We start from the raw sequence: 17939 nt of genomic DNA, 5'->3' as shown, positions 1-17939 counted from the left end.
AAGCGATGCGCGGCATGCCCCATGTGTGACGTTTTCTCCTTGCTACGGTTGCGGATCACCTTTAGCTTTCAAATATGAAATCCAGTTATTGCATTGTGGCGGTAGGTGTTCGCCGATGACGCGCATCACCGGCCTCACGACGCTCGATCTGCGATTTCCCACGAGCGCGTCGCTCGACGGATCGGACGCGATGAACCCCGATCCCGATTATTCCGCCGCCTATGTGATCCTCGATACCGACACGGCGGGTCTCGCCGGCCACGGCCTCACCTTTACGATCGGGCGCGGCAACGAGGTCTGCGTCGCCGCGATCGCGGCGCTGCGTGACCTTGTCGTCGGGCTCGATCTCGATTGGATCGCCGCCGACGCGGGGCGCTTCTGGCGGCACATGACCTCTGACAGCCAGTTGCGCTGGATCGGCCCGGACAAAGGCGCGATCCACCTCGCCACCGGCGCGGTGGTCAACGCGGTGTGGGATCTGTGGGCGAAGGCGGCGGGCAAGCCCGTGTGGCGGTTGATCGCCGATATGTCCCCCGAGGAGATCGTTCGCGCGGTCGATTTCCGGTACCTCACCGATTGCATCACGCCGGACGACGCGCTCGCGTTGTTGCGCGCGGCGGAGCCGGGCAAGGCGGATCGCATCGCCACGCTCGAGGCGGAGGGCTATCCCTGCTACACCACCTCGGCGGGCTGGCTCGGCTATTCGGACGAGAAGCTGCGGCGGCTAGCCGAGGAGGCTGTCGCGGCGGGCTTCCGTCACCTGAAGCTGAAGGTGGGCGCCAATCTCGACGACGACATCCGCCGTCTGGGCATCGCGCGCGAGGCGATCGGCCCCGACGCCAAGCTTATGATCGACGCCAACCAGGTATGGGAGGTGGATCAGGCGATCGAATGGGTGCGCGCGCTCGCCTTCGCCAAACCGTGGTTCATCGAGGAACCGACCAGCCCCGACGACGTACTCGGCCACGCCGTGATCCGGCGCGGCATCGGCGACATCAAGGTCGCCACTGGCGAGATGTGCCAGAACCGCATTCTGTTCAAACAGTTCATCATGGCCGGCGCGATCGACGTCGTTCAGATTGACGCGTGCCGGATCGGCGGCGTCAATGAAATCCTCGCGGTGCTGCTGATGGCCGCGAAATACGGCCTCCCGGTCTGCCCACATGCGGGCGGCGTCGGCCTGTGCGAATATGTCCAGCATCTCGCGATGATCGACTATGTGGCGGTTTCCGGCACGCGCGAGGGCCGCGTGATCGAATATGTCGACCATCTCCACGAACATTTCCTCGATCCCTGCGTGATCCGCGACGCGGCGTACCTGCCGCCGACGCGGCCCGGTTTCTCGATCGAAATGAAGCCGGAAACGCTCGCGCGATACCGCTTCCAACCCGATACGACGGCGTGAAACGCCGCTGACCCAAGCGCGAGAGGAGAGACGATGCTGGCGATGGAGGAAATCCCGACAGGGGGCGAACAGGCGCCGCGCGCGGGCGGGCGCTACGCTGCGGCGATCACGATCACCGTCTGCCTGTTCTTCCTCTGGGGGATGGCCAACAACCTCAACGATATCCTGATCGCGCAGTTCAAGAAGGCGTTCGTCCTCACCGATTTCGCGACCAGCTTCGTTCAGCAGGTCTTCTATCTCGGCTATTTCCTGTTCGCGATTCCGGCCTCGCTGCTGCTGCGCGCGCGCGGCTACAAGGCCGGGATCGTCACCGGGCTGGTGCTCTACGCCGTCGGCGCCTTGCTCTTCTATCCGGCCGCCGCATCGAGCCAATATGGTCTGTTTCTGCTCGCGCTGTTCGTCATCGCCTCGGGCCTCGCCTTTCTGGAAACCTCGGCCAACCCGCTGATGACCGAATTGGGAGACGCGGCCACCGCCGCGCGCCGTCTCAATTGGGCGCAAGCGGCCAATCCGATCGGCGCGATCACCGGCATTCTCGTCGGCCGCAATTTCATCCTGTCGGGCATCCGGCACGACGAGGCGACGCTCGCCGGCATGTCGGCCGCGCAGCGGATCGGCTATTACCGCGCCGAGGTGCAGGCGGTGCAGACGCCGTACCTCGTCATCGCGCTGGTCGTGCTCGCCTTCGCGGTCGCCACGATCGTCGTCCGCTTCCCCGAAGGCGATCGCGAGATCGCCAGCGCCGCGCCCCGCCCGCCCTTCTCCGCCGTGTTCGGCAAACCGTGGCTGCTGGCGGCGGTGTTCGCGCAATTCTGCTATGTCGGCGCGCAGGTCGGGTTGTGGAGCTTCACGATCCGCTATGCCGAGGCGAACGTGCCGAGCATCGGCGAGCGCGCCGCGGCGGACATGTTGTTCGCGTCGCTCGTCCTGTTCGCGATCGGCCGCTTTTCGGGCACCGCGCTGATGGGCCGGGTGCGGCCGGCGGCGCTGCTGCTCGGGTTCTCGCTCATCTCGTGCGCGCTCGCCGCCACCGCCGCGCTGGCAGGCGGACGGATCGGCCTCTATGCGCTGGTCGCGGCGAGCTTCTTCATGTCGATCCAGTTTCCGACCATCTTCGCGCTCGGCGTCGAGGGTCTGGGGCCGCTGCGCCGTGCCGGCGCCTCGCTCATCATCATGGCGATCATCGGTGGCGCGGCGCTCACCGCGCTGATGGGCTGGACCTCGGACCACAGCTCGATCGCGACCGCCATGCTGGTGCCCGCCGCCGCCTTCGTGGCGATCGCCGCTTTCGCCCTCGGCGCGCTGCGCCGCCCGCTCCCGTCAAACTCTGGTGATTGATTGATGCACGTCGTAACCTGCTGCGAACCCGGTACCCTCGCCCTCGAAACCCGCGACACGCCGGTGCCCGCACCCGGCGAGGTGCTGGTCCGCATCCGTCGCGTTGGCGTTTGCGGCACCGATTATCACATCTTCCGCGGTACCCAGCCGTATCTCAGCTATCCGCGCGTGATGGGGCACGAACTGGCGGGAGTGGTCGAACAAACCGATGCGGCCAGCGGCTTCGCCCCCGGCACGCCGGTGTGCATCATGCCCTATCTGTTCTGCGGGCATTGCGTCGCCTGCGCCAAGGGCAAGACCAATTGCTGCGTCAACATCCAGGTGCTCGGCGTCCACCGCGACGGCGGACTCGCCGAACTGCTCGCGATCGATCCGCGCTATCTGCTCGACGCGAGCGGGCTCACGCTCGATCAGGCGGCGATGGTCGAGTTCCTCGCGATCGGCTATCACGCCGTCCGCCGCGCAGCACTTACGGCGGGCGAGCGCGTGCTGGTGGTGGGCGCCGGGCCGATCGGCATGGCGGTCGCATTGTTCGCGGGCATCAAGGGCGCCGATGTCACCGTGCTCGACGGCAACGCCGCCCGCGCGGGCTTTTGTGTCGAGCGGCTCGGCGCGAGGGCAGCGGTGCCGCTGGACGCCGACACCCCGGCGCGGCTCGCCGAAATCAGCGGCGGCGCGTTCTTCGATGCGGTGTTCGACGCGACCGGCAACGCCAAGGCGATGGAGAAGGGCTTCGGCTATGTCGCGCACGGCGGCCGCTATGTGCTGGTATCGATCGTCGCGGCCGACATCACCTTCAACGACCCCGAATTCCATAAGCGCGAGACCACGCTGCTCGGCAGCCGCAACGCCACGCTCGACGATTTCGCGGCGGTGATCGCGCTGATCCGCGAGGGCCGCGTGCCGACTGCGGCGATGCACACGCACAGCGCGCCGCTCGCCGATCTGCCAGGCGTGATCGAGCGCTGGATAGCACCGGACGCCGGCGTCATCAAGGCGATCGTCGAAATCTGACTCACACCGCGCGGCTGAAGCGCAGCGCGTCGGGCTGACGATAGACGTCGAACGCGGCGGCGACGAGGCGGGCATAGGCGCGCCCCTGTTCCGGCACTGTCACCCGCCAGCCCCGGACGCGCACCAGATCCCGCGCGGCGAGGTCGCCCAGCCGCGCCAGCGCGCCATGCAGCGGCCCGAGGCACGCGCCGTGCGCGCGGGTGAGTTCGGACAGATCGACGGTGCCGTCGCACAGCAGCCGCTCGATGATCGCGCCGCGCAGCCGGTCGTCGGCGGACCGCACGATCCCGCGCGCGCCGGCCAGCCCGCCATTGGCGGCGCGCAGCCGATACCGGCCGACGTGCTTCTCGTTCTGCACCAGCAGCCCCGGATATTGGCTGATCGACGATGCGCCCAGACCGATGATCGCCTCGCCGGGCTCATCGGTGAAACCCTGGAAATTGCGCCGCAACCGCCCCTCCGCCGCCGCGACCGCGAGACTGTCGGTCGCCCTCGCGAAATGGTCGAATCCGATCGCCGCGTAGCCGGCCCCGACGAGCACATCATGCGCCAGCGCACTCTGTGCGAAACGCGCGGCGGCGTCGGGGAGCAGCGCATCATCGATCATCCGCTGGCGCGGCAGCAGGCGCGGCATATGCGCATATCCGAACATCGCGATCCGGTCGGGCGTGAGATCGAGCGCGAGGTCCAGCGTCTCGGCCAGGTCGTCGGCGCCCTGCCCGGGCAGGCCATACATCAGATCGAGGTTCACCGCCGCGATCCCCGCCGCGCGCAGATCGGCGACCGCGCGCGCCACCATCGCATACGGCTGCACGCGGTTGATCTTCTCCTGAATGTTCCGCGCGAAGGTCTGCGCGCCGAGGCTGACCCGCGTGACACCCGCCGCCGCCAAAGCGTCGCAATATGCGGCATCGAGCGTGCGCGGATCGAGCTCGGCGGCGATCTCCAGGCGGTCGGCGCAGTCGAAGCGCGCACGCAACCGGTCAGTCAGCGCGATGAAGTCCCCCGCGGGCATGGCGTTGGGGCTGCCGCCGCCGAAATGCACCGCGACGACCCGCCCGCGCAACCGCGCCGCAACTGCGTCGATCTCCCGGTCGAGCGCGCCCAGATACGCGGCCATCCGCTCGGGCCGCCCGACCGCGCCGGTGTTGCACCCGCAATACCAGCAGATCTCATGGCAATAGGGGATGTGGACATAAAGCGACACCGGCGTCCCGGCTGCGACGCCATCCAGCGCGGCGGCCTGATCCAAGGCCCCGACGCGGTCGTGAAACTCCGCCGCGGTGGGATAGCTAGTGTAGCGCGGGACGGACCGGCTCGCGAGATCTGGGATGTAGCGGTGCATGCGCTCTGGTCGCAGCACGCCGCGTGACCATCCTTGATCCCGGTCAAATTCGGCGGCCCGGCGATTTGCGCTGGATCAATGTTGCCGCCCCGCCCCGGTTCTAGCTCGGCCCCACCAATCAGATGGGGAACCAAAATGCGTATCATCACCGCCCTCGTGCTCACCGCTGCGGCTTGCGCCGCGATGCCCGCCCAGGCTCAGGAGAAGGGCGACGTGCTGATGCGCGTCCGCGCCATCATGGTGTCGCCCAACGAGAAATCCGGCGGCGTCCAGCCGTCCTTCCCCGGCGGCCGCGTCGGCGTGACCGACAGCTACGCGCCCGAAGTCGATTTCACCTATATGCTGACCGACCACATCGGCACCGAGCTGATCCTCGCGACCACCAAGCATGACGTGCAGGGCCGCGCCGCGCTCTCCGGCATCGACAAGCTCGCGGGCACATGGGTGCTGCCGCCGACGCTGACGCTGCAATATCATTTCGCCGATCCGCACGCCAAGGTGCGGCCCTATGTCGGCGCGGGCGTGAATTACACGATCTTCTATTCGTCAAAGGCGAGCGGCGCGCTCAACGCCGCGATCGGCGATACCAAGGTCCACCTCAACGACAGCTTCGGCTATGCGCTTCAGGCCGGCGTCGATGTCAACATCACGCGCAAGGTCTTCGCCAACCTCGACATCAAATACATCGATATGGACACCACGGCCCGGCTCCACACCGGCGGCGCGGTCAATCAGGTGAAGGTCAACGTCGATCCGCTCGTCTTCGGCATCGGCCTCGGCCTCCGGCTTTGACCACCGCGCGCACGGCTTTGACTCCGGTCAACGCCGTGCGCCCGCCAAACGCCGACACGGGCAGGCGAGGAGAGCCCGCATGCAAGACCCTGACACCTTCACCGCGAGCCCCTTCCCTTTCGTGGGCCGCTGGCATGTGATCGACGAGATCGATCTCGTCGGGCTGGTCGCGGATCATGCCGCCACCGAGCGGCTGTGCGCGCGGCTCGAGGCCTGCGCCGACCAGCTTCCCGATCGCCCCACGCTGGCCGAGATCGACGATCTCTGCGCCGCGCTTCAATCGCGTATCCTCGATCACATCGAACGGGAGGACCAGTTGCTCGCCGCCATGTTCGCGCGCACGCGGTCCGACCCCTTGTGTCACGCGCTGCTCGACCAGATTCACATGCGCCATGTCGCCTGCACGGTGCTCGCGCAGGATCTGGTCGCAGCGCTGGATGCCACCGCGCCCGAACACCGCACGATCTGCGCGGAGGCGCTCGGCTACATGCTGCGGTGCTTTTTCGAAGGCTGCCGCGCCGCGATGGCGTTCGAGGAACTGGCGATCCTCGCGCTCGCCGGCTCGCGATTGACGCGCGAGGCGCGCGCGTTGCTCACCGAACGGCTCGCCGCCGCCTGACCCCGCTCAGGCCGGCTCGGCCCGAGCCTGCAATGCAGCCCGATCGCGGATCGTGACCCCGCGCGCGCCTGGCAGCGCGATCAGCCCCGCCGCCTTCAACTTGGTCAACTGCCGGCTCACCGTCTCGATCGTCAGCCCCAGCACGTCCGCGATCTGCCCGCGCGTCAACGGCAGATCGAACGTCACGGGGCCGGACGCGGTGGCGCGACACCCTCCGCTGCCGGCGCGATCCGCCATGCCGAGCAGGAAGCCCGCGATCTTCTCCTCCGCCGATTTGCGCGCGAGCATCAGCATCCGTCCCCGCGCCTCCTCCAGCGCGGAGAAGGTGCGCTGGAGCAGCATCCGCTCCATGCGGACGTGATCCTCCAGTACCTGTTCAAAGGATTTGCGCGGAAAGACGCACAACTCGGCATCGGTCAGCGCGGTCACCGTGAAGTCCGATCGGTCGGCATAGGGCCGCCCGACGAAATCGGCAGGATAGAGCAGGCCGACGGTCTGTTCGCGCCCGTCGGCAGTCGACGCGCTGAGCTTGAGCACGCCCGCCAGTAGATTGGCGCAGACGATGCTCTCGTCGCCGGCCCAGATCACCGTGTCGCCGCGCGCGACGCTCTGGCGCCGGCCGAGCGTGTTGAGCGCGGTCAGTTCCGAGTCGGTCAGGCTGCCGCAAAGCGACTGGTCCCGCACGGCACAATCGGCGCAGATGTCGGTGACAAGCATGGTGCCCCTATACTGCACCGCACGCTGTTTGTCTCGCCATAGGGACATATGCGTATACGAGAAAGGGCCGGCACCTCGCGGCGCCGGCCCCTTGTCATTACGGATTGGTCACCGCGTCCTCGTCATCCTCGATCGGCAGCGAGAATTCGTGCCAGATCCCGTTGAGAACGCCGAACACCACCGCCAGGCCGAGGCCCAGCACCCAGGTGAAATACCACATCGTTCGATCCTTTCGCGGTCAGTAGAAATCCGGATTGGTACGGACGTCCTCGCTGGTGACGCGGCCCCACATCACCTTGAACGCCCAGCTCGTGTAGGCGAGCACGATCGGCAGGAAGACCACCGTCACGAACACCATGATGCCGAGCGTCCGCGCGGTCGAGGAGGCGTTCCATACCGTCAGGCTCGAATGCGGATCGATGCTCGACGGCAGGATGTACGGGAACATCGACAGCCCGACCGTCGAGATGATCCCGGTCGCGGCCAGCGCCGAGCCGCCGAATGAGGTCTTCTCCCAGCCGTTGGTGATGCCGACGAACGCCAGCACCGTCCCCGCGAAGCCGAGCACCGGCGCGATCAGCATCCACGGATACAGTCGGTAATTGCCGAGCCACGCCCCGGCGGCATGCTCGGTGGTGGTGCGCAGCGGGTTGGACTGGCCGAGCGGATCGGCGGCGCTCACCATGTGATAGCCGATGTCGCCGAACGCGACATAGGCTCCGCCCAGCGCGAACAACACCACCGCCGCCACCGCGGCGATGCAGCCATAGCCGCGCACACGGTCGTGGACGGGGCCATGCTCGACCTTGAAGGTCAGCCAGGTCGCGCCGTGCAGCACCAGCATCGCCACCGACAGCAGCCCGCACAGCAGGGTGAACGGCGTGAACAGGCCCAGCAAACCACCGTCATAGAAGGACCGCAGATCGCTATCGAGCCGGAACGGCGCGCCCGACAGCACGTTGCCCACCGCGACCCCGAACACCAGCGCGGGCACCAAGCCACCGACGAACAGCGCATAGTCCCACCGCGTCCGCCACACACGGTCCGCGCGCTTCGATCGGTATTTGAACCCGACCGGGCGGAGGATCAGCGCGGCCAGCACCAGGAACATCGCCAGGTAGAAGCCCGAGAAGCTCACCGCATAGACGAACGGCCAGGCGGCGAAGATCGCACCGCCGCCGGTGATGAACCAGACGAAATTGCCTTCCCAGTTCGGGCCGACGGTATTGATGACCATCCGCCGCTCGGCGTCGGTCCTGGCGACCCAGGGCAGCAGCGCCGCCACCCCGAGATCATAGCCGTCGGTCAGCGCGAAGCCGATCAGCAGCACCCCCATCAGCACCCACCAGATCAGGCGCAGGGTTTCATAATCGAACATGGTCTATGTCCCTTTCAAGCGACCAGCGGGGTTGCGGGAAGCGGGCCGGGTTGCGGCTGCGGGTCTTCGTGATGCTCGAACGGCCCATGTCTGATCGAGGAGAGGATCAGCCGCACCTCGATGACCGCCAGCACGCCGTAGATCGCGGTGAACCCGAAGATCGTCGTCCACAGCGCCCCGCGCGAAAGCGAGGATGCGGCGAGGAAGGTCGGCAACACGCCCTCGATCGCCCAGGGCTGACGGCCGATCTCAGCCAGGATCCAACCAAGCTCGATCGCCACCCACGGCAGCGGCAGCGAGAACAGTGCCAGTCGCAGGAACCAGCGCGTGCTGTCGTGCCGCCGCAGGCTCGCCAGCACGAACGCGGTGGCGAACAGCGCGATCATGTAGAAGCCGATGAACGCCATGATCCTGAAGCTCCAGAACATCAGCGGCACGTTGGGAACGACATCCCACGCCGTCTTGGCGATCAACTCAGGACTCGCCGTACGCGGATCGGCGACATGCGCCTTCAAGAGCAGCGCGTAGCCGAGATCGCGCTTGTGCGCCTCGAACCGCGCCCGCTCGGCCAGATTGGCCGGATCGGCCTTGAGCTTCTGGACCGCGTCATAGGCGATCACGCCCGAGGTGATCCGCTCCTGCGCCTTGAGCACGAGTTCGGACATGCCCGTAACCTCTTTGTCGAGGCTGCGGGTCGCAATCAGGCCGAGCACCCACGGCACCTCGACCGAATAGCGCGTGGTGCGCGCGGTCGTATCGGGCAGGCCGATCAGCGTGATACCGGCCGGGGCGGGCGCGGTGTGCCATGCCGCCTCGATCGCGGCGAGCTTCATCTTCTGGTTGTCGGTCAGCGCATAGCCGCTCTCGTCGCCGAGCACGACCACCGACAGCGAGGACAGCAGCCCGAAGGCGGCGGCCACCGCCATCGAGCGTTTGGCAACGCCGCGATACTTGCCTTTCAGCAGGTAGAAAGCGGAAATGCCCAGCACGAACACCGATGCGCAGACATAGCCCGCGCTGACGGTGTGGACGAACTTGGCCTGCGCGATCGGGTTGAACAGCACCTGCCCGAACTGCGAGACTTCCATGCGCATGGTCTCGGGGTTGAACTGCGCGCCGACCGGATTCTGCATCCAGCCGTTGGCGATCAGGATCCAGAGCGCCGACAGGTTGGTGCCGAGCGCGACCAGGAAGGTGACGATCAGATGGCCGAGCTTCGACAGCCGGTTCCAGCCGAAGAACATCACGCCGACCATCGTGGCTTCGAGGAAGAACGCCATCAGCCCCTCGATCGCGAGCGGTGCGCCAAAGATGTCGCCGACGTAATGCGAGAAATACGACCAGTTGGTGCCGAACTCGAACTCCATCGTCAGCCCGGTCGAAACGCCGAGCACGAAGTTGATCGCGAACAGCCGCCCCCAGAAGCGCGTGATGACGCGCCAGATCGGCCGATTGGTCATCACATAGACCGATTCCATGATGACGAGCATGAAGCTCAGCCCCAGGGTCAGCGGCACGAACAGAAAATGGTACAGCGCGGTCAACGCGAATTGCAGCCGCGACAGGTCGATAACACCCGGGTCCATGATTTGAGTCTCCCCACGAGGCCAGGCTCGGCCCCAAGCTGCCAGCGGGGTAGAAGCGGGCGCCCGCATCGACATTGACCGGAGTCAAAGACCGCGCCGGCCGATCGGGCGAGGACACAGTCCATGAATGCGATCACCAGCAATCCGGGCCTCGCCCGCGCCCGTACGCGATGGTTGAAGGGCGTCGTCGCCGATGGCGGCCGTACACGCGAATCGACCAGCCTGCTGGTGCTCGACACCGCCGCCGCGATCGGTTTCGCCGCAGGTCTGGCCGGTGCGGTAGGCGCGGTGCCCTCGATCGGCGCGATGCTGCCGTGGGCCGGGCTGATGGCGCTCTCGGGCGGCGCGCGCGGGCTGTTCGCGATGCTCGCCACCCGCGTCGGCGCCGCCGGCGCGGAGCAGGGCAAGCTGCGCCTGCGCCGCCGGATCGTCGAGACGGCGCTCCACCGCGCACCCGGTTCGGCCGCAACCACCGGCACGCTGATGAGCGCGGCGGTGGATGAGGTCGATGCGATCGACGGCTATGTCGCGCGCTTCCTGCCCGCGCGGCAGGCGGCCGCGGTCGCGCCGTTCCTGATCCTTGCCGCCACCGCCTTGGCCAGCCCGGTCGCGGCCGGCATCCTGTTCGCGACTCTGGTGCCGTTCATTCTGGTGATGGCGCTGGCGGGCGGCGCGGCGGCGGACGTCTCGCGCCAGCAGTTCGTCGCGCTGTCCCGGTTGTCGGGCCGCTTCGCCGACCGGGTCCGCGCCTTGCCGATCGTGCTCGCCTTCGGCGCCGAGCGGCGCGAGTCCGATGCGCTCGGCCAGGCGGCGGACGAGCTCGCCCGGCGCACGATGCGCGTTCTTCGCGTCGCGTTCGTGTCTTCGGGCGCGCTCGAATTCTTCGCCGCGCTCTCGGTGGCGCTGGTCGCGGTCTATTGCGGGTTCAACCTGCTCCACCTCCTGCCCTTCCCGGTGCCGGAGCAGCTCGATCTCGGCCGCGCGCTGTTCGTGCTCGCGCTCGCGCCCGAATTTTACGCGCCGATGCGCCGCCTCGCAGCCGCCTATCACGACAAGCAGGCCGCCGAGACCGCCGCCGACCGGCTCGCCGCACTGGAAGGCGAGCGGCCAGCGCCGGCGGCACCGGCGCCCTTACCCCCCGCCGCGCCGGGCATCGTGTTCGACGCGGTCACGATCCGCTACCCCGGCGAGGACACGACCGCCGTCAGCCGTTTCTCGCTCGACATCGCACCCGGCGAGACGCTCGCGCTGCTCGGCCCGTCGGGCAGCGGCAAGAGTAGCCTGCTGCACCTCCTGCTCGGGCTCGCGCCGTTGAGCGACGGCGCGGTGCGGGTGGGCGGCATCGATCTTGCGCGGAGCGGGGGCGTGGCGGCCCTCGCCGCCTGGGTCGGGCAGAACCCGCTCCTCATCGCCGGGTCGATCCGCGACAACCTGCTGCTCGCCCGGCCCGAGGCGTGCGCGCCGGATATCAGCGCCGCGATCCATGCCGCCGGTCTCGGCCCGATGCTGGTGAAGCGTCCACAGGGGCTCGACAGTCCGATCGACGCGCGCGGCGGCGGGCTGTCGGGCGGCGAGCGACGGCGCATCGCGCTCGCGCGCGCGCTGCTCAAAGCCGCGCCGCTCCTGCTCCTCGACGAGCCGACCGCGCATCTCGACGCGCGGGCCGAGGCCGATCTGATCGCCACCATCGACCGGGCGCGCGCCGGTCGCACCGTCATCATCGCCACGCATAGCGAGCGGCTCGCCGCCATCGCGGACCGTGTGGTCCGCCTCGGAGACGCCGCATGAGCCAGACGCTCGAAACGCTGATCGCCGCCGAACGCCGCGCGCAGCGCCCGCTGCTGCGCCGCGCGGCCTTGTACGCGGCACTCGTCGCGGCGGCGTCCGTGGTGCTGCTCGGCCTGTCGGGCTGGTTCATCACGGCCGCCGCCTTCGCTGGTGCGGCGGGCGTGGTCGCAGCGCAAGCGTTCAACTACATGCTGCCGAGCGCGGGCATCCGCTTGCTTGCGATCGTGCGCACCGGCGCTCGCTATGGTGAGCGGCTGGCCGCGCACGAGGCCGCGTTCGGCGCGCTCGCCCGCATCCGCCCCGCGCTGTTCCGCGCCATCGCCGCCGCGCCCATCGGCAAGGCGCTGACATTGACGACCGGCGAGGCGACCGCGCGGATGATCGGCGATGTCGATGCGATCGAGACCCGGTTCGTTCGCCTTTCCGCGCCGTGGAGTGTCGCGGCGGCGCTCGTGGCCGGATTGTGCCTTACCGTGTTGGGCGGCGCACTCGCCGCGCTCTCCACCCTCGCGTGCCTGGCCGCGCTGCTGCTCGCCGCGCGCGCGTTGTCGCACCGGCTCGAGGCACCCGGCCGCGCGGTCCAGATCGCCGCAGGCGCACTGCGCGACGAATTCGCGCAGGCGATCGAAGCCGCGCCCGAACTGCGTTGCTTCGCGCTGGAAAGCTGGGCCGCCGATCGCATCGACGCGCGCAGCCGCACGCTCGCCGCCGCCCAGCGCGCGCAGGCGAACGTGGCTGGCTGGTTCGAGCTGATCCAGGCGCTGTCGATCGCCTTCGCGGCGTCGTCGGCGGCGCTGCTCTCAGCCGCGTCGGGCGCGGACATCGCCGCCCTCGCCGCGCTCGCCGCGGCGATGACGCTCGACGGCGCCGCGCCGCTGCTGCGCGGCCAGATCGACCGTGGCAAGATGCGCGAGGCGGAAGCGCGGCTTGACATGCTACTGGCGCATTCGCCCAGCGAGCAAGGCTCGGCCAAGCCGTCGGACGCGCCCCTCCTCGCCTTCCACCAGCCCGCGCCGTGCCGCATCGCGCCGGGCGAACGGCTCGCGCTGAGCGGCCCGTCCGGCGCCGGCAAGACCATGCTCGTCGAGACGCTGATCGGTCTGCGCCCCGCCGTTTCCGGAACGATCACCCTCGACGGCGCCGACGTCACCGCAATCCCCCTGCCCGCGCTCCGCCACTGCTTCGCATGGTTGCCGCAGGACGCGATGCTCCTGTCGGGCACGATCCGCGAAAACCTGCTGCTCGCGGGCGGCGAGGCGGACGACGCGGCCTTGTGGGACGCACTCCATGACGCCGTCCTCGACGACCGTGTCCGCGCACTCGACCGCTGCCTCGACAGTTGGATCGGCGAGAACGGTGCGCGGCTCTCGGGTGGCGAGCGACGGCGCCTGGCGCTCGCCCGCGCCTATTGCGCTCCCGCGCCGTGGCTGCTGCTCGACGAGCCAAGCGAGGGCCTCGATACCGCGACCGAGGCGCTGCTCGCCGACCGCCTGAACAGCCGCCTCGATCGGAGCGGCCAGGGCCTGATCCTCGTCACACACCGCCCGAGGCTGCGCGCCCTGTGCCCCCGCACGCTGGCGATCAGCCCCGATCGGGTTGGCACCAGGCCCCCCCTCGTCGCCTGAAGCGTACCAGCCTCACGGACGTCACGCGAGGCGACGAAAGGACCGCCGCATCGCGGAGTCGGCGAGAGAGATCCCACCGGATCGCGACAAAGCCATGGAACCAAGGTTTGTTTCCAAACGGTTTCGCACGCTGCAGCAAGGAGCCATGCGTGAGCGACCATCCGACCCGCGACGAACGAAGCGGGATTCTCGAAGCCAAACGAACGTTGAAGATGGCGCGATCGGCACATGCCTATGTGCGCGGCAACACCGCGAAATTCTACGAATGGCTGGCGGCATCCCCGGTGGCCAGGCACTTGCCGGAAGGCCCGCCGATCTGGATCTGCGGCGATTGTCATCTCGGCAACCTGGGCCCGATCGCGAACGGCGCCGGCGACGTCGAAATCCAGATCCGCGATCTCGATCAGGCGGTGATCGGTAACCCGCTGCACGATCTCATCCGCCTCGGCCTTTCGCTGGCGACGGCGGCGCGGGGCTCGGATCTGCCCGGCGTCACCACCGCGCGCATGATCGAACAGATGGTGCTCGGCTACGAAACCGCGCTCGCCGATCCCGCCAGCGGCGATGCCGGCCCCGAGCCCGACGCGGTACGCACCGTCCGCCGGCGCGCGCTCGGACGACGCTGGCGGCATCTCGCCAAGGAACGCCTCGACGATGTCGAGCCGTCGATCCCGCTCGGCAAACGCTTCTGGCGGCTCGACGAGGACGAGCGGCGGGCGGTCGCCGCCGTGTTCGACGAACCGGCGGTCGCCCGGATGGTGCTCGCGCTGCGCCACCGTGCGGGGGACCAGCGCGTCCGCATGGCCGATGCCGCCTATTGGATGAAGGGGTGCAGTTCGCTCGGCCTGCTGCGCATCGCCGCGATCGTCGAACTGCGCGATGCCGAGGGTGATCCTGCCCACGCGCTCGTCGACATCAAACAGGCCGTCGCGCCGATCGCACCCGCCGCGCCTGGCGCGAACATGCCCGGTTGCCCCGGCGAGCGCGTTGTCGCGGCAGCCCGCGCGCTCTCCCCGCACCTGGGCGAGCGGATCGCCGCCGCGCACATTCTCGACACGTCGGTTTTCGTGCGCGAACTGATGCCGCAGGATCTCAAGCTCGAAGTCGATCAGTTCACCACCGGGCAGGCGATCAAGGCCGCGCATTACCTCGCCTTCGTCGTCGGCAAGGCGCATGCGCGCCAGCTCGGCGCCGAGGTTCGCCGCTCGTGGCAAACCGAGCTGGGCCGAAGCCGCACCGCGACGATCGACGCCCCGTCCTGGCTATGGGAAAGCGTCGTCGATCTCGCGGGCCGGCATGAGGCAGGCTACCTTGAACATTGCCGCCGCTACGCGCTGGCGACGGCCGCCTGACCGGGATCGCACCTGAGCGGGCCGGCGTTCCTCAGCCCGCGTCGGGCTGATACCCGAGCCGGTCCGACACCCGCGCCGTCGCCGCCCGCAGCAGGTCGCGCGCGGCATCGATATGGACCTTCTGCGATCCGTCAATCAGTTCGAGAAACGGTATCGTCAGCGCCGCGACGATCTCGCGATCGAAGCCGAAGATGGGAAAGCTGATGTCGGTCACGCCATGCGTGATCGGGCTTTTGCGCAGGTCGAAGCCCGCGGCGCGGATGGCGCTCTTGCGCTCGGCCAGCCAGGCGCGGTCGATCGCGATCCCGCGCTCACTCTCCGCGGCGCGGACGATTTGTTCGCCGCGCTGATCGTTCGAGAACGCCAGGATCACCTGCCCCGAGCAGCTCCGGACGATGTCGATTCGCGCGCCCACCTTCAGCGCGAAGCCGCGCGTGCCGGGCTGTTCCTCCCGCGCGACCACCATGCCGCTGCCGCCGTTCGGCACGACGAGATGGCACGACTGCCCGGCCTCGATCGCCAGCACCTGCATCTCCGGCAGCGCCGCGCGCACGATATCCTGCGATGGTGTCGCGCGGAACGCGAGATCGAGCAATTTGTAGGTCACCGTGTAGCGATCGGTCGTCTGCGACTTCTTCAGGTAGCCGAGCTGCTCCATCACCACCACGATGCGGAACAATTCACCGACAGAGCGGCCGAGGTCCGCCGCCATCTCGCTGACCAGCGCACCCTCTGGCCAGCGCACGAGCAGTTCGAGCACCTCGAACGCCTTCTCGATCGCAGGGGCGGCATAGGTCGCCTTCGCACCCGTTCGTTTCATCGCGGTTCCCGTCGCGCAAGACTGTCTTGCCGATGCGCGATCGCCCGGCTTACGCGGCGATGCAAGCCGGGATTGGGCGCGGCCGCCGCCCGCGCGTGCGGGACATACGCGGATAGCGGTGCGGCCGTGACAAGACGATGCCTGATGATGAGCGAAAGGCTCACGGCATCCGCCGCGAGAAAATCGGCGTCGGGGCCGCAGCGGTGCCGGCGCGGCCCACTCGCTGATCGGCCAAGCGATCTCACGCCCAGCGAATTTCCGGATCTCCACGCGGAACAACAGGCGGCTCGGCCTTGGGGTGGCCGACGATGATGGGCGCGATCGGCGTATAGTCGTCCGGAAGGCCGAGCGCCGCCTTGCCCTCCGGCGTGCCGAGCCATCCTTGCGCGAAGCCGATCCAGCAGCTCCCCAGGCCAGCATCGCAGGCGGCGAGCATCAGATTTTCCGCCGCGAGCGTGCAATCGATGGGCGCCCAAGCCCCTACCATGGTCGCGGAAATCACGATCATGGCCGGCGCGTGATAGAAGATGTGGAACGACGCGGCACCGAGCATCTCCTCCAAATGGTGCGGGATGAGCCCGGCTGGCGTCGTGCGCAGCATGTACGTCTTCGCCTCGTCGGATATTTGGGCCAGCAGGGCCGCATCGCGCACGACGCAGAAAGACCAGCATTGCTGGTTCATTGCGCTCGGTGCCTGCACGGCTGCGCCGATCAAGGCACGCAATTGGTCCTCGGCCACCGGCTCATCGGTGTACTCGCGTACGGCTCGGCGGCGTCGAATAGCTTCCATCAGCTCCATCGCGAACAGCTCCTTGCTACTTGAGAGGCACAGGTTCGGCCGCAGCGTGCGTCGCCGCCTGTTCGAGCAGGCTCACCACCTCTTCGTCGCTCGTCTGTTCGAAATCGGCATAGTGCAGGCCCACCGCGTAGAAGGGTTCCGGCGTCGCCAGGCAGACGACCTCGTCGCACGCCGCGCGCAACATCGGAACGGTTTCCCGCGGCGCCACGGGTACGGCGAGCACCACTCGGTCCGGCTCGTTCTTCCGTACGCCCCGCAGTGCCGCCACGACCGTTCCCCCCGTCGCCACCCCATCGTCCACCACGATCACGGTGCGGCCGGTCATCGGGCGGGGCGACCGATCGCCCAGATAGACCCGGCGCCGACGCTCGATCTCCGCGAGCTGCCGGCGCATCTCCGCGCGGAGATATTCGGGTGTGGGAACAAGCGCACGCACCGCCTCCTCGTTGAGCACGAGCTGCGGGTCGGCGCCGTCTATCACCGCGCCGATCCCGACCTCCTCATGGCCGGGAGCACCGATCTTGCGCACCATCAGCAGGTCGAGGTCCGCGCCGAGCGCGCGCGCGACCTCATATGCCACCGGCACACCCCCGCGCGGCAACGCCAGCACGAGCGGGCGGGCGTCGCGAAAACGGGCGAGCACCGCCGCCAGGCGGCGACCGGCCGCTCGCCGGTCGTTAAACAGCGGCTCTGGCGCACCGGCCATCTCATGCCTCCTGGAAATGCATCGCGAACCAGCGCGTCGCGTGGCCGATAACGGTGTCGAGCGTTCCCGCCTCTTCGAACAAGTGGTGCGCCCCGGGCACGATCACGAGTTCATGCTCGCACCTCAAATGCGCCATGGCGGTCTCGTTCAGCGCGATCACCGGCACATCCCGGCTGCCGACGATCAGCATCGTCGGCGCCTGAACGCGGGCGAGCGCGCGTGCGCCGGCGAGATCGGGCCGCCCGCCGCGTGACACGATGGCGCGGATGCGCGGATCGGGCCCGGAGGCGGCGAGCAGCGCCGCTCCTGCGCCGGTACTCGCACCGAAATAGCCGATCGGCAGCATGGAGGTGGAAGGCAGGCCGCGCACCCAGTCCGCCGCTCCCACAAGTCGGGAGGCGAGCAGCGCGATGTCGAAGACGTTCACCCGGTCCTGCTCCTCTTCAGGTGTCAGCAGGTCGAGGAGCAAGGTGGCCATGCCGGCGGCGTGCAGCGCATCCGCGACATGATTGTTGCGCGGGCTGAGCCGTCCGCTGCCGCTGCCGTGCGCGAAAATCACGATGCCGCTCGGGTCCGGCGGGATGGCGAGCAGACCGTTCAAGCCGTCCGGCCTGACCGGCTCGACGGGGCGGACGCCGAGGAGCGTGACCATCGC

General features: G+C 68.5%; 17 protein-coding genes. 8 read left to right on the top strand and 9 right to left on the bottom strand.

What is annotated here, in order from left to right:
- Positions 1 to 115: 115 nt before the first annotated feature.
- The 3 genes from PX554_RS14365 to PX554_RS14355 are packed head-to-tail and all read left to right on the top strand — an operon-like array spanning position 116 to position 3757.
- Entirely contained in the window at positions 116 to 1405 is a 1290-nt protein-coding gene (locus tag PX554_RS14365; RefSeq protein WP_275502825.1) for an L-fuconate dehydratase, read from the top strand.
- Between the two features lie 33 nt (positions 1406 to 1438).
- Complete coding sequence (gene fucP, locus PX554_RS14360; protein WP_338061596.1) at positions 1439 to 2743, top strand: L-fucose:H+ symporter permease; 1305 nt, start codon at positions 1439 to 1441, stop codon at positions 2741 to 2743.
- Between the two features lie 3 nt (positions 2744 to 2746).
- Positions 2747 to 3757: a zinc-binding alcohol dehydrogenase family protein gene (locus PX554_RS14355; protein WP_275502823.1), complete on the top strand. Its 1011-nt coding sequence runs from the start codon at positions 2747 to 2749 to the stop codon at positions 3755 to 3757.
- A gap of 1 nt (position 3758) precedes the next feature.
- Here PX554_RS14355 and hemN read toward each other — a convergent pair whose 3' ends face one another.
- Positions 3759 to 5102 carry an oxygen-independent coproporphyrinogen III oxidase gene (gene hemN / locus PX554_RS14350; RefSeq protein WP_275503303.1) on the bottom strand — a complete coding sequence of 448 codons (1344 nt, stop codon included), beginning with the start codon at positions 5100 to 5102 and terminating at the stop codon, positions 3759 to 3761.
- A 135-nt stretch (positions 5103 to 5237) separates the two neighbouring features.
- On the opposite strand from hemN, the gene PX554_RS14345 reads away from it, so the two are divergent.
- Together PX554_RS14345 and PX554_RS14340 are read left to right on the top strand one after the other, a co-directional pair.
- Positions 5238 to 5894, top strand: a complete 657-nt coding sequence (locus PX554_RS14345; RefSeq protein ID WP_275502820.1) for an OmpW/AlkL family protein — start codon at positions 5238 to 5240, stop codon at positions 5892 to 5894.
- Positions 5895 to 5973: 79 nt separating this feature from the next.
- Positions 5974 to 6513, top strand: a complete 540-nt coding sequence (locus PX554_RS14340; RefSeq protein ID WP_275502819.1) for a hemerythrin domain-containing protein — start codon at positions 5974 to 5976, stop codon at positions 6511 to 6513.
- Positions 6514 to 6519: 6 nt separating this feature from the next.
- On the opposite strand, the gene PX554_RS14335 is transcribed toward PX554_RS14340, so the two are convergent.
- The 4 genes from PX554_RS14335 to PX554_RS14320 form a co-directional block, all read right to left on the bottom strand.
- The gene (locus PX554_RS14335) at positions 6520 to 7230 is read right to left on the bottom strand and encodes a Crp/Fnr family transcriptional regulator (protein WP_093224212.1); all 711 of its coding nucleotides are present in this window, start codon (positions 7228 to 7230) and stop codon (positions 6520 to 6522) included.
- 97 nt (positions 7231 to 7327) lie between these two features.
- Complete coding sequence (gene cydX, locus PX554_RS14330; RefSeq protein WP_093224214.1) at positions 7328 to 7450, bottom strand: cytochrome bd-I oxidase subunit CydX; 123 nt, start codon at positions 7448 to 7450, stop codon at positions 7328 to 7330.
- Positions 7451 to 7468: 18 nt separating this feature from the next.
- Complete coding sequence (gene cydB / locus PX554_RS14325) at positions 7469 to 8608, bottom strand: cytochrome d ubiquinol oxidase subunit II (RefSeq protein WP_093224215.1); 1140 nt, start codon at positions 8606 to 8608, stop codon at positions 7469 to 7471.
- Positions 8609 to 8622: 14 nt separating this feature from the next.
- Positions 8623 to 10194 carry a cytochrome ubiquinol oxidase subunit I gene (locus PX554_RS14320; protein ID WP_093224217.1) on the bottom strand — a complete coding sequence of 524 codons (1572 nt, stop codon included), beginning with the start codon at positions 10192 to 10194 and terminating at the stop codon, positions 8623 to 8625.
- A 123-nt stretch (positions 10195 to 10317) separates the two neighbouring features.
- On the opposite strand from PX554_RS14320, the gene cydD reads away from it, so the two are divergent.
- The 3 genes from cydD to PX554_RS14305 all read left to right on the top strand — a co-directional run bounded on the left by cydD (position 10318) and on the right by PX554_RS14305 (position 14959).
- Entirely contained in the window at positions 10318 to 11982 is a 1665-nt protein-coding gene (cydD, locus tag PX554_RS14315) for a thiol reductant ABC exporter subunit CydD (RefSeq protein WP_093224218.1), read from the top strand.
- On the top strand, positions 11979 to 13607 hold the full coding sequence (locus PX554_RS14310; RefSeq protein WP_275502808.1) for an amino acid ABC transporter ATP-binding/permease protein: 1629 nt from the start codon (positions 11979 to 11981) through the stop codon (positions 13605 to 13607). Before cydD ends, PX554_RS14310 begins: the two co-directional genes overlap by 4 nt.
- 212 nt (positions 13608 to 13819) lie before the next feature.
- Positions 13820 to 14959, top strand: a complete 1140-nt coding sequence (locus tag PX554_RS14305) for a DUF2252 family protein (protein WP_338061601.1) — start codon at positions 13820 to 13822, stop codon at positions 14957 to 14959.
- A 31-nt stretch (positions 14960 to 14990) separates the two neighbouring features.
- Here the strand turns inward: PX554_RS14305 and PX554_RS14300 are convergent, their stop codons facing one another.
- From PX554_RS14300 to PX554_RS14285, 4 genes are all read right to left on the bottom strand, one after another.
- Entirely contained in the window at positions 14991 to 15779 is a 789-nt protein-coding gene (locus PX554_RS14300) for an IclR family transcriptional regulator (RefSeq protein ID WP_275502803.1), read from the bottom strand.
- Positions 15780 to 16020: 241 nt separating this feature from the next.
- Entirely contained in the window at positions 16021 to 16578 is a 558-nt protein-coding gene (locus PX554_RS14295) for a nitroreductase family protein (RefSeq protein ID WP_275502802.1), read from the bottom strand.
- A 16-nt stretch (positions 16579 to 16594) separates the two neighbouring features.
- Positions 16595 to 17284, bottom strand: a complete 690-nt coding sequence (locus tag PX554_RS14290; protein ID WP_275502801.1) for a phosphoribosyltransferase — start codon at positions 17282 to 17284, stop codon at positions 16595 to 16597.
- A gap of 1 nt (position 17285) precedes the next feature.
- Positions 17286 to 17936 carry a dienelactone hydrolase family protein gene (locus PX554_RS14285; protein ID WP_093224225.1) on the bottom strand — a complete coding sequence of 217 codons (651 nt, stop codon included), beginning with the start codon at positions 17934 to 17936 and terminating at the stop codon, positions 17286 to 17288.
- Between the last annotated feature and the right edge of the window lie 3 nt (positions 17937 to 17939).

This window comes from Sphingomonas pollutisoli (assembly GCF_029167165.1).
GTDB lineage: Bacteria > Pseudomonadota > Alphaproteobacteria > Sphingomonadales > Sphingomonadaceae > Sphingomonas > Sphingomonas pollutisoli.
This window is presented reverse-complemented; position numbering and strand designations above follow the sequence as displayed.

Excerpts from the sequence above, each read along its gene's own strand:
- PX554_RS14365 (WP_275502825.1), top strand. The coding sequence starts at position 116 with ATGACGCGCATCACCGGCCTCACGACGCTCGATCTGCGATTTCCCACG.
- fucP (WP_338061596.1), top strand. The coding sequence starts at position 1,439 with ATGCTGGCGATGGAGGAAATCCCGACAGGGGGCGAACAGGCGCCGCGC.
- PX554_RS14355 (WP_275502823.1), top strand. The coding sequence starts at position 2,747 with ATGCACGTCGTAACCTGCTGCGAACCCGGTACCCTCGCCCTCGAAACC.
- hemN (WP_275503303.1), bottom strand. The coding sequence starts at position 5,102 with ATGCACCGCTACATCCCAGATCTCGCGAGCCGGTCCGTCCCGCGCTAC.
- PX554_RS14345 (WP_275502820.1), top strand. The coding sequence starts at position 5,238 with ATGCGTATCATCACCGCCCTCGTGCTCACCGCTGCGGCTTGCGCCGCG.
- PX554_RS14340 (WP_275502819.1), top strand. The coding sequence starts at position 5,974 with ATGCAAGACCCTGACACCTTCACCGCGAGCCCCTTCCCTTTCGTGGGC.
- PX554_RS14335 (WP_093224212.1), bottom strand. The coding sequence starts at position 7,230 with ATGCTTGTCACCGACATCTGCGCCGATTGTGCCGTGCGGGACCAGTCG.
- cydX (WP_093224214.1), bottom strand. The coding sequence starts at position 7,450 with ATGTGGTATTTCACCTGGGTGCTGGGCCTCGGCCTGGCGGTGGTGTTC.
- cydB (WP_093224215.1), bottom strand. The coding sequence starts at position 8,608 with ATGTTCGATTATGAAACCCTGCGCCTGATCTGGTGGGTGCTGATGGGG.
- PX554_RS14320 (WP_093224217.1), bottom strand. The coding sequence starts at position 10,194 with ATGGACCCGGGTGTTATCGACCTGTCGCGGCTGCAATTCGCGTTGACC.
- cydD (WP_093224218.1), top strand. The coding sequence starts at position 10,318 with ATGAATGCGATCACCAGCAATCCGGGCCTCGCCCGCGCCCGTACGCGA.
- PX554_RS14310 (WP_275502808.1), top strand. The coding sequence starts at position 11,979 with ATGAGCCAGACGCTCGAAACGCTGATCGCCGCCGAACGCCGCGCGCAG.
- PX554_RS14305 (WP_338061601.1), top strand. The coding sequence starts at position 13,820 with ATGGCGCGATCGGCACATGCCTATGTGCGCGGCAACACCGCGAAATTC.
- PX554_RS14300 (WP_275502803.1), bottom strand. The coding sequence starts at position 15,779 with ATGAAACGAACGGGTGCGAAGGCGACCTATGCCGCCCCTGCGATCGAG.
- PX554_RS14295 (WP_275502802.1), bottom strand. The coding sequence starts at position 16,578 with ATGGAGCTGATGGAAGCTATTCGACGCCGCCGAGCCGTACGCGAGTAC.
- PX554_RS14290 (WP_275502801.1), bottom strand. The coding sequence starts at position 17,284 with ATGGCCGGTGCGCCAGAGCCGCTGTTTAACGACCGGCGAGCGGCCGGT.
- PX554_RS14285 (WP_093224225.1), bottom strand. The coding sequence starts at position 17,936 with ATGGTCACGCTCCTCGGCGTCCGCCCCGTCGAGCCGGTCAGGCCGGAC.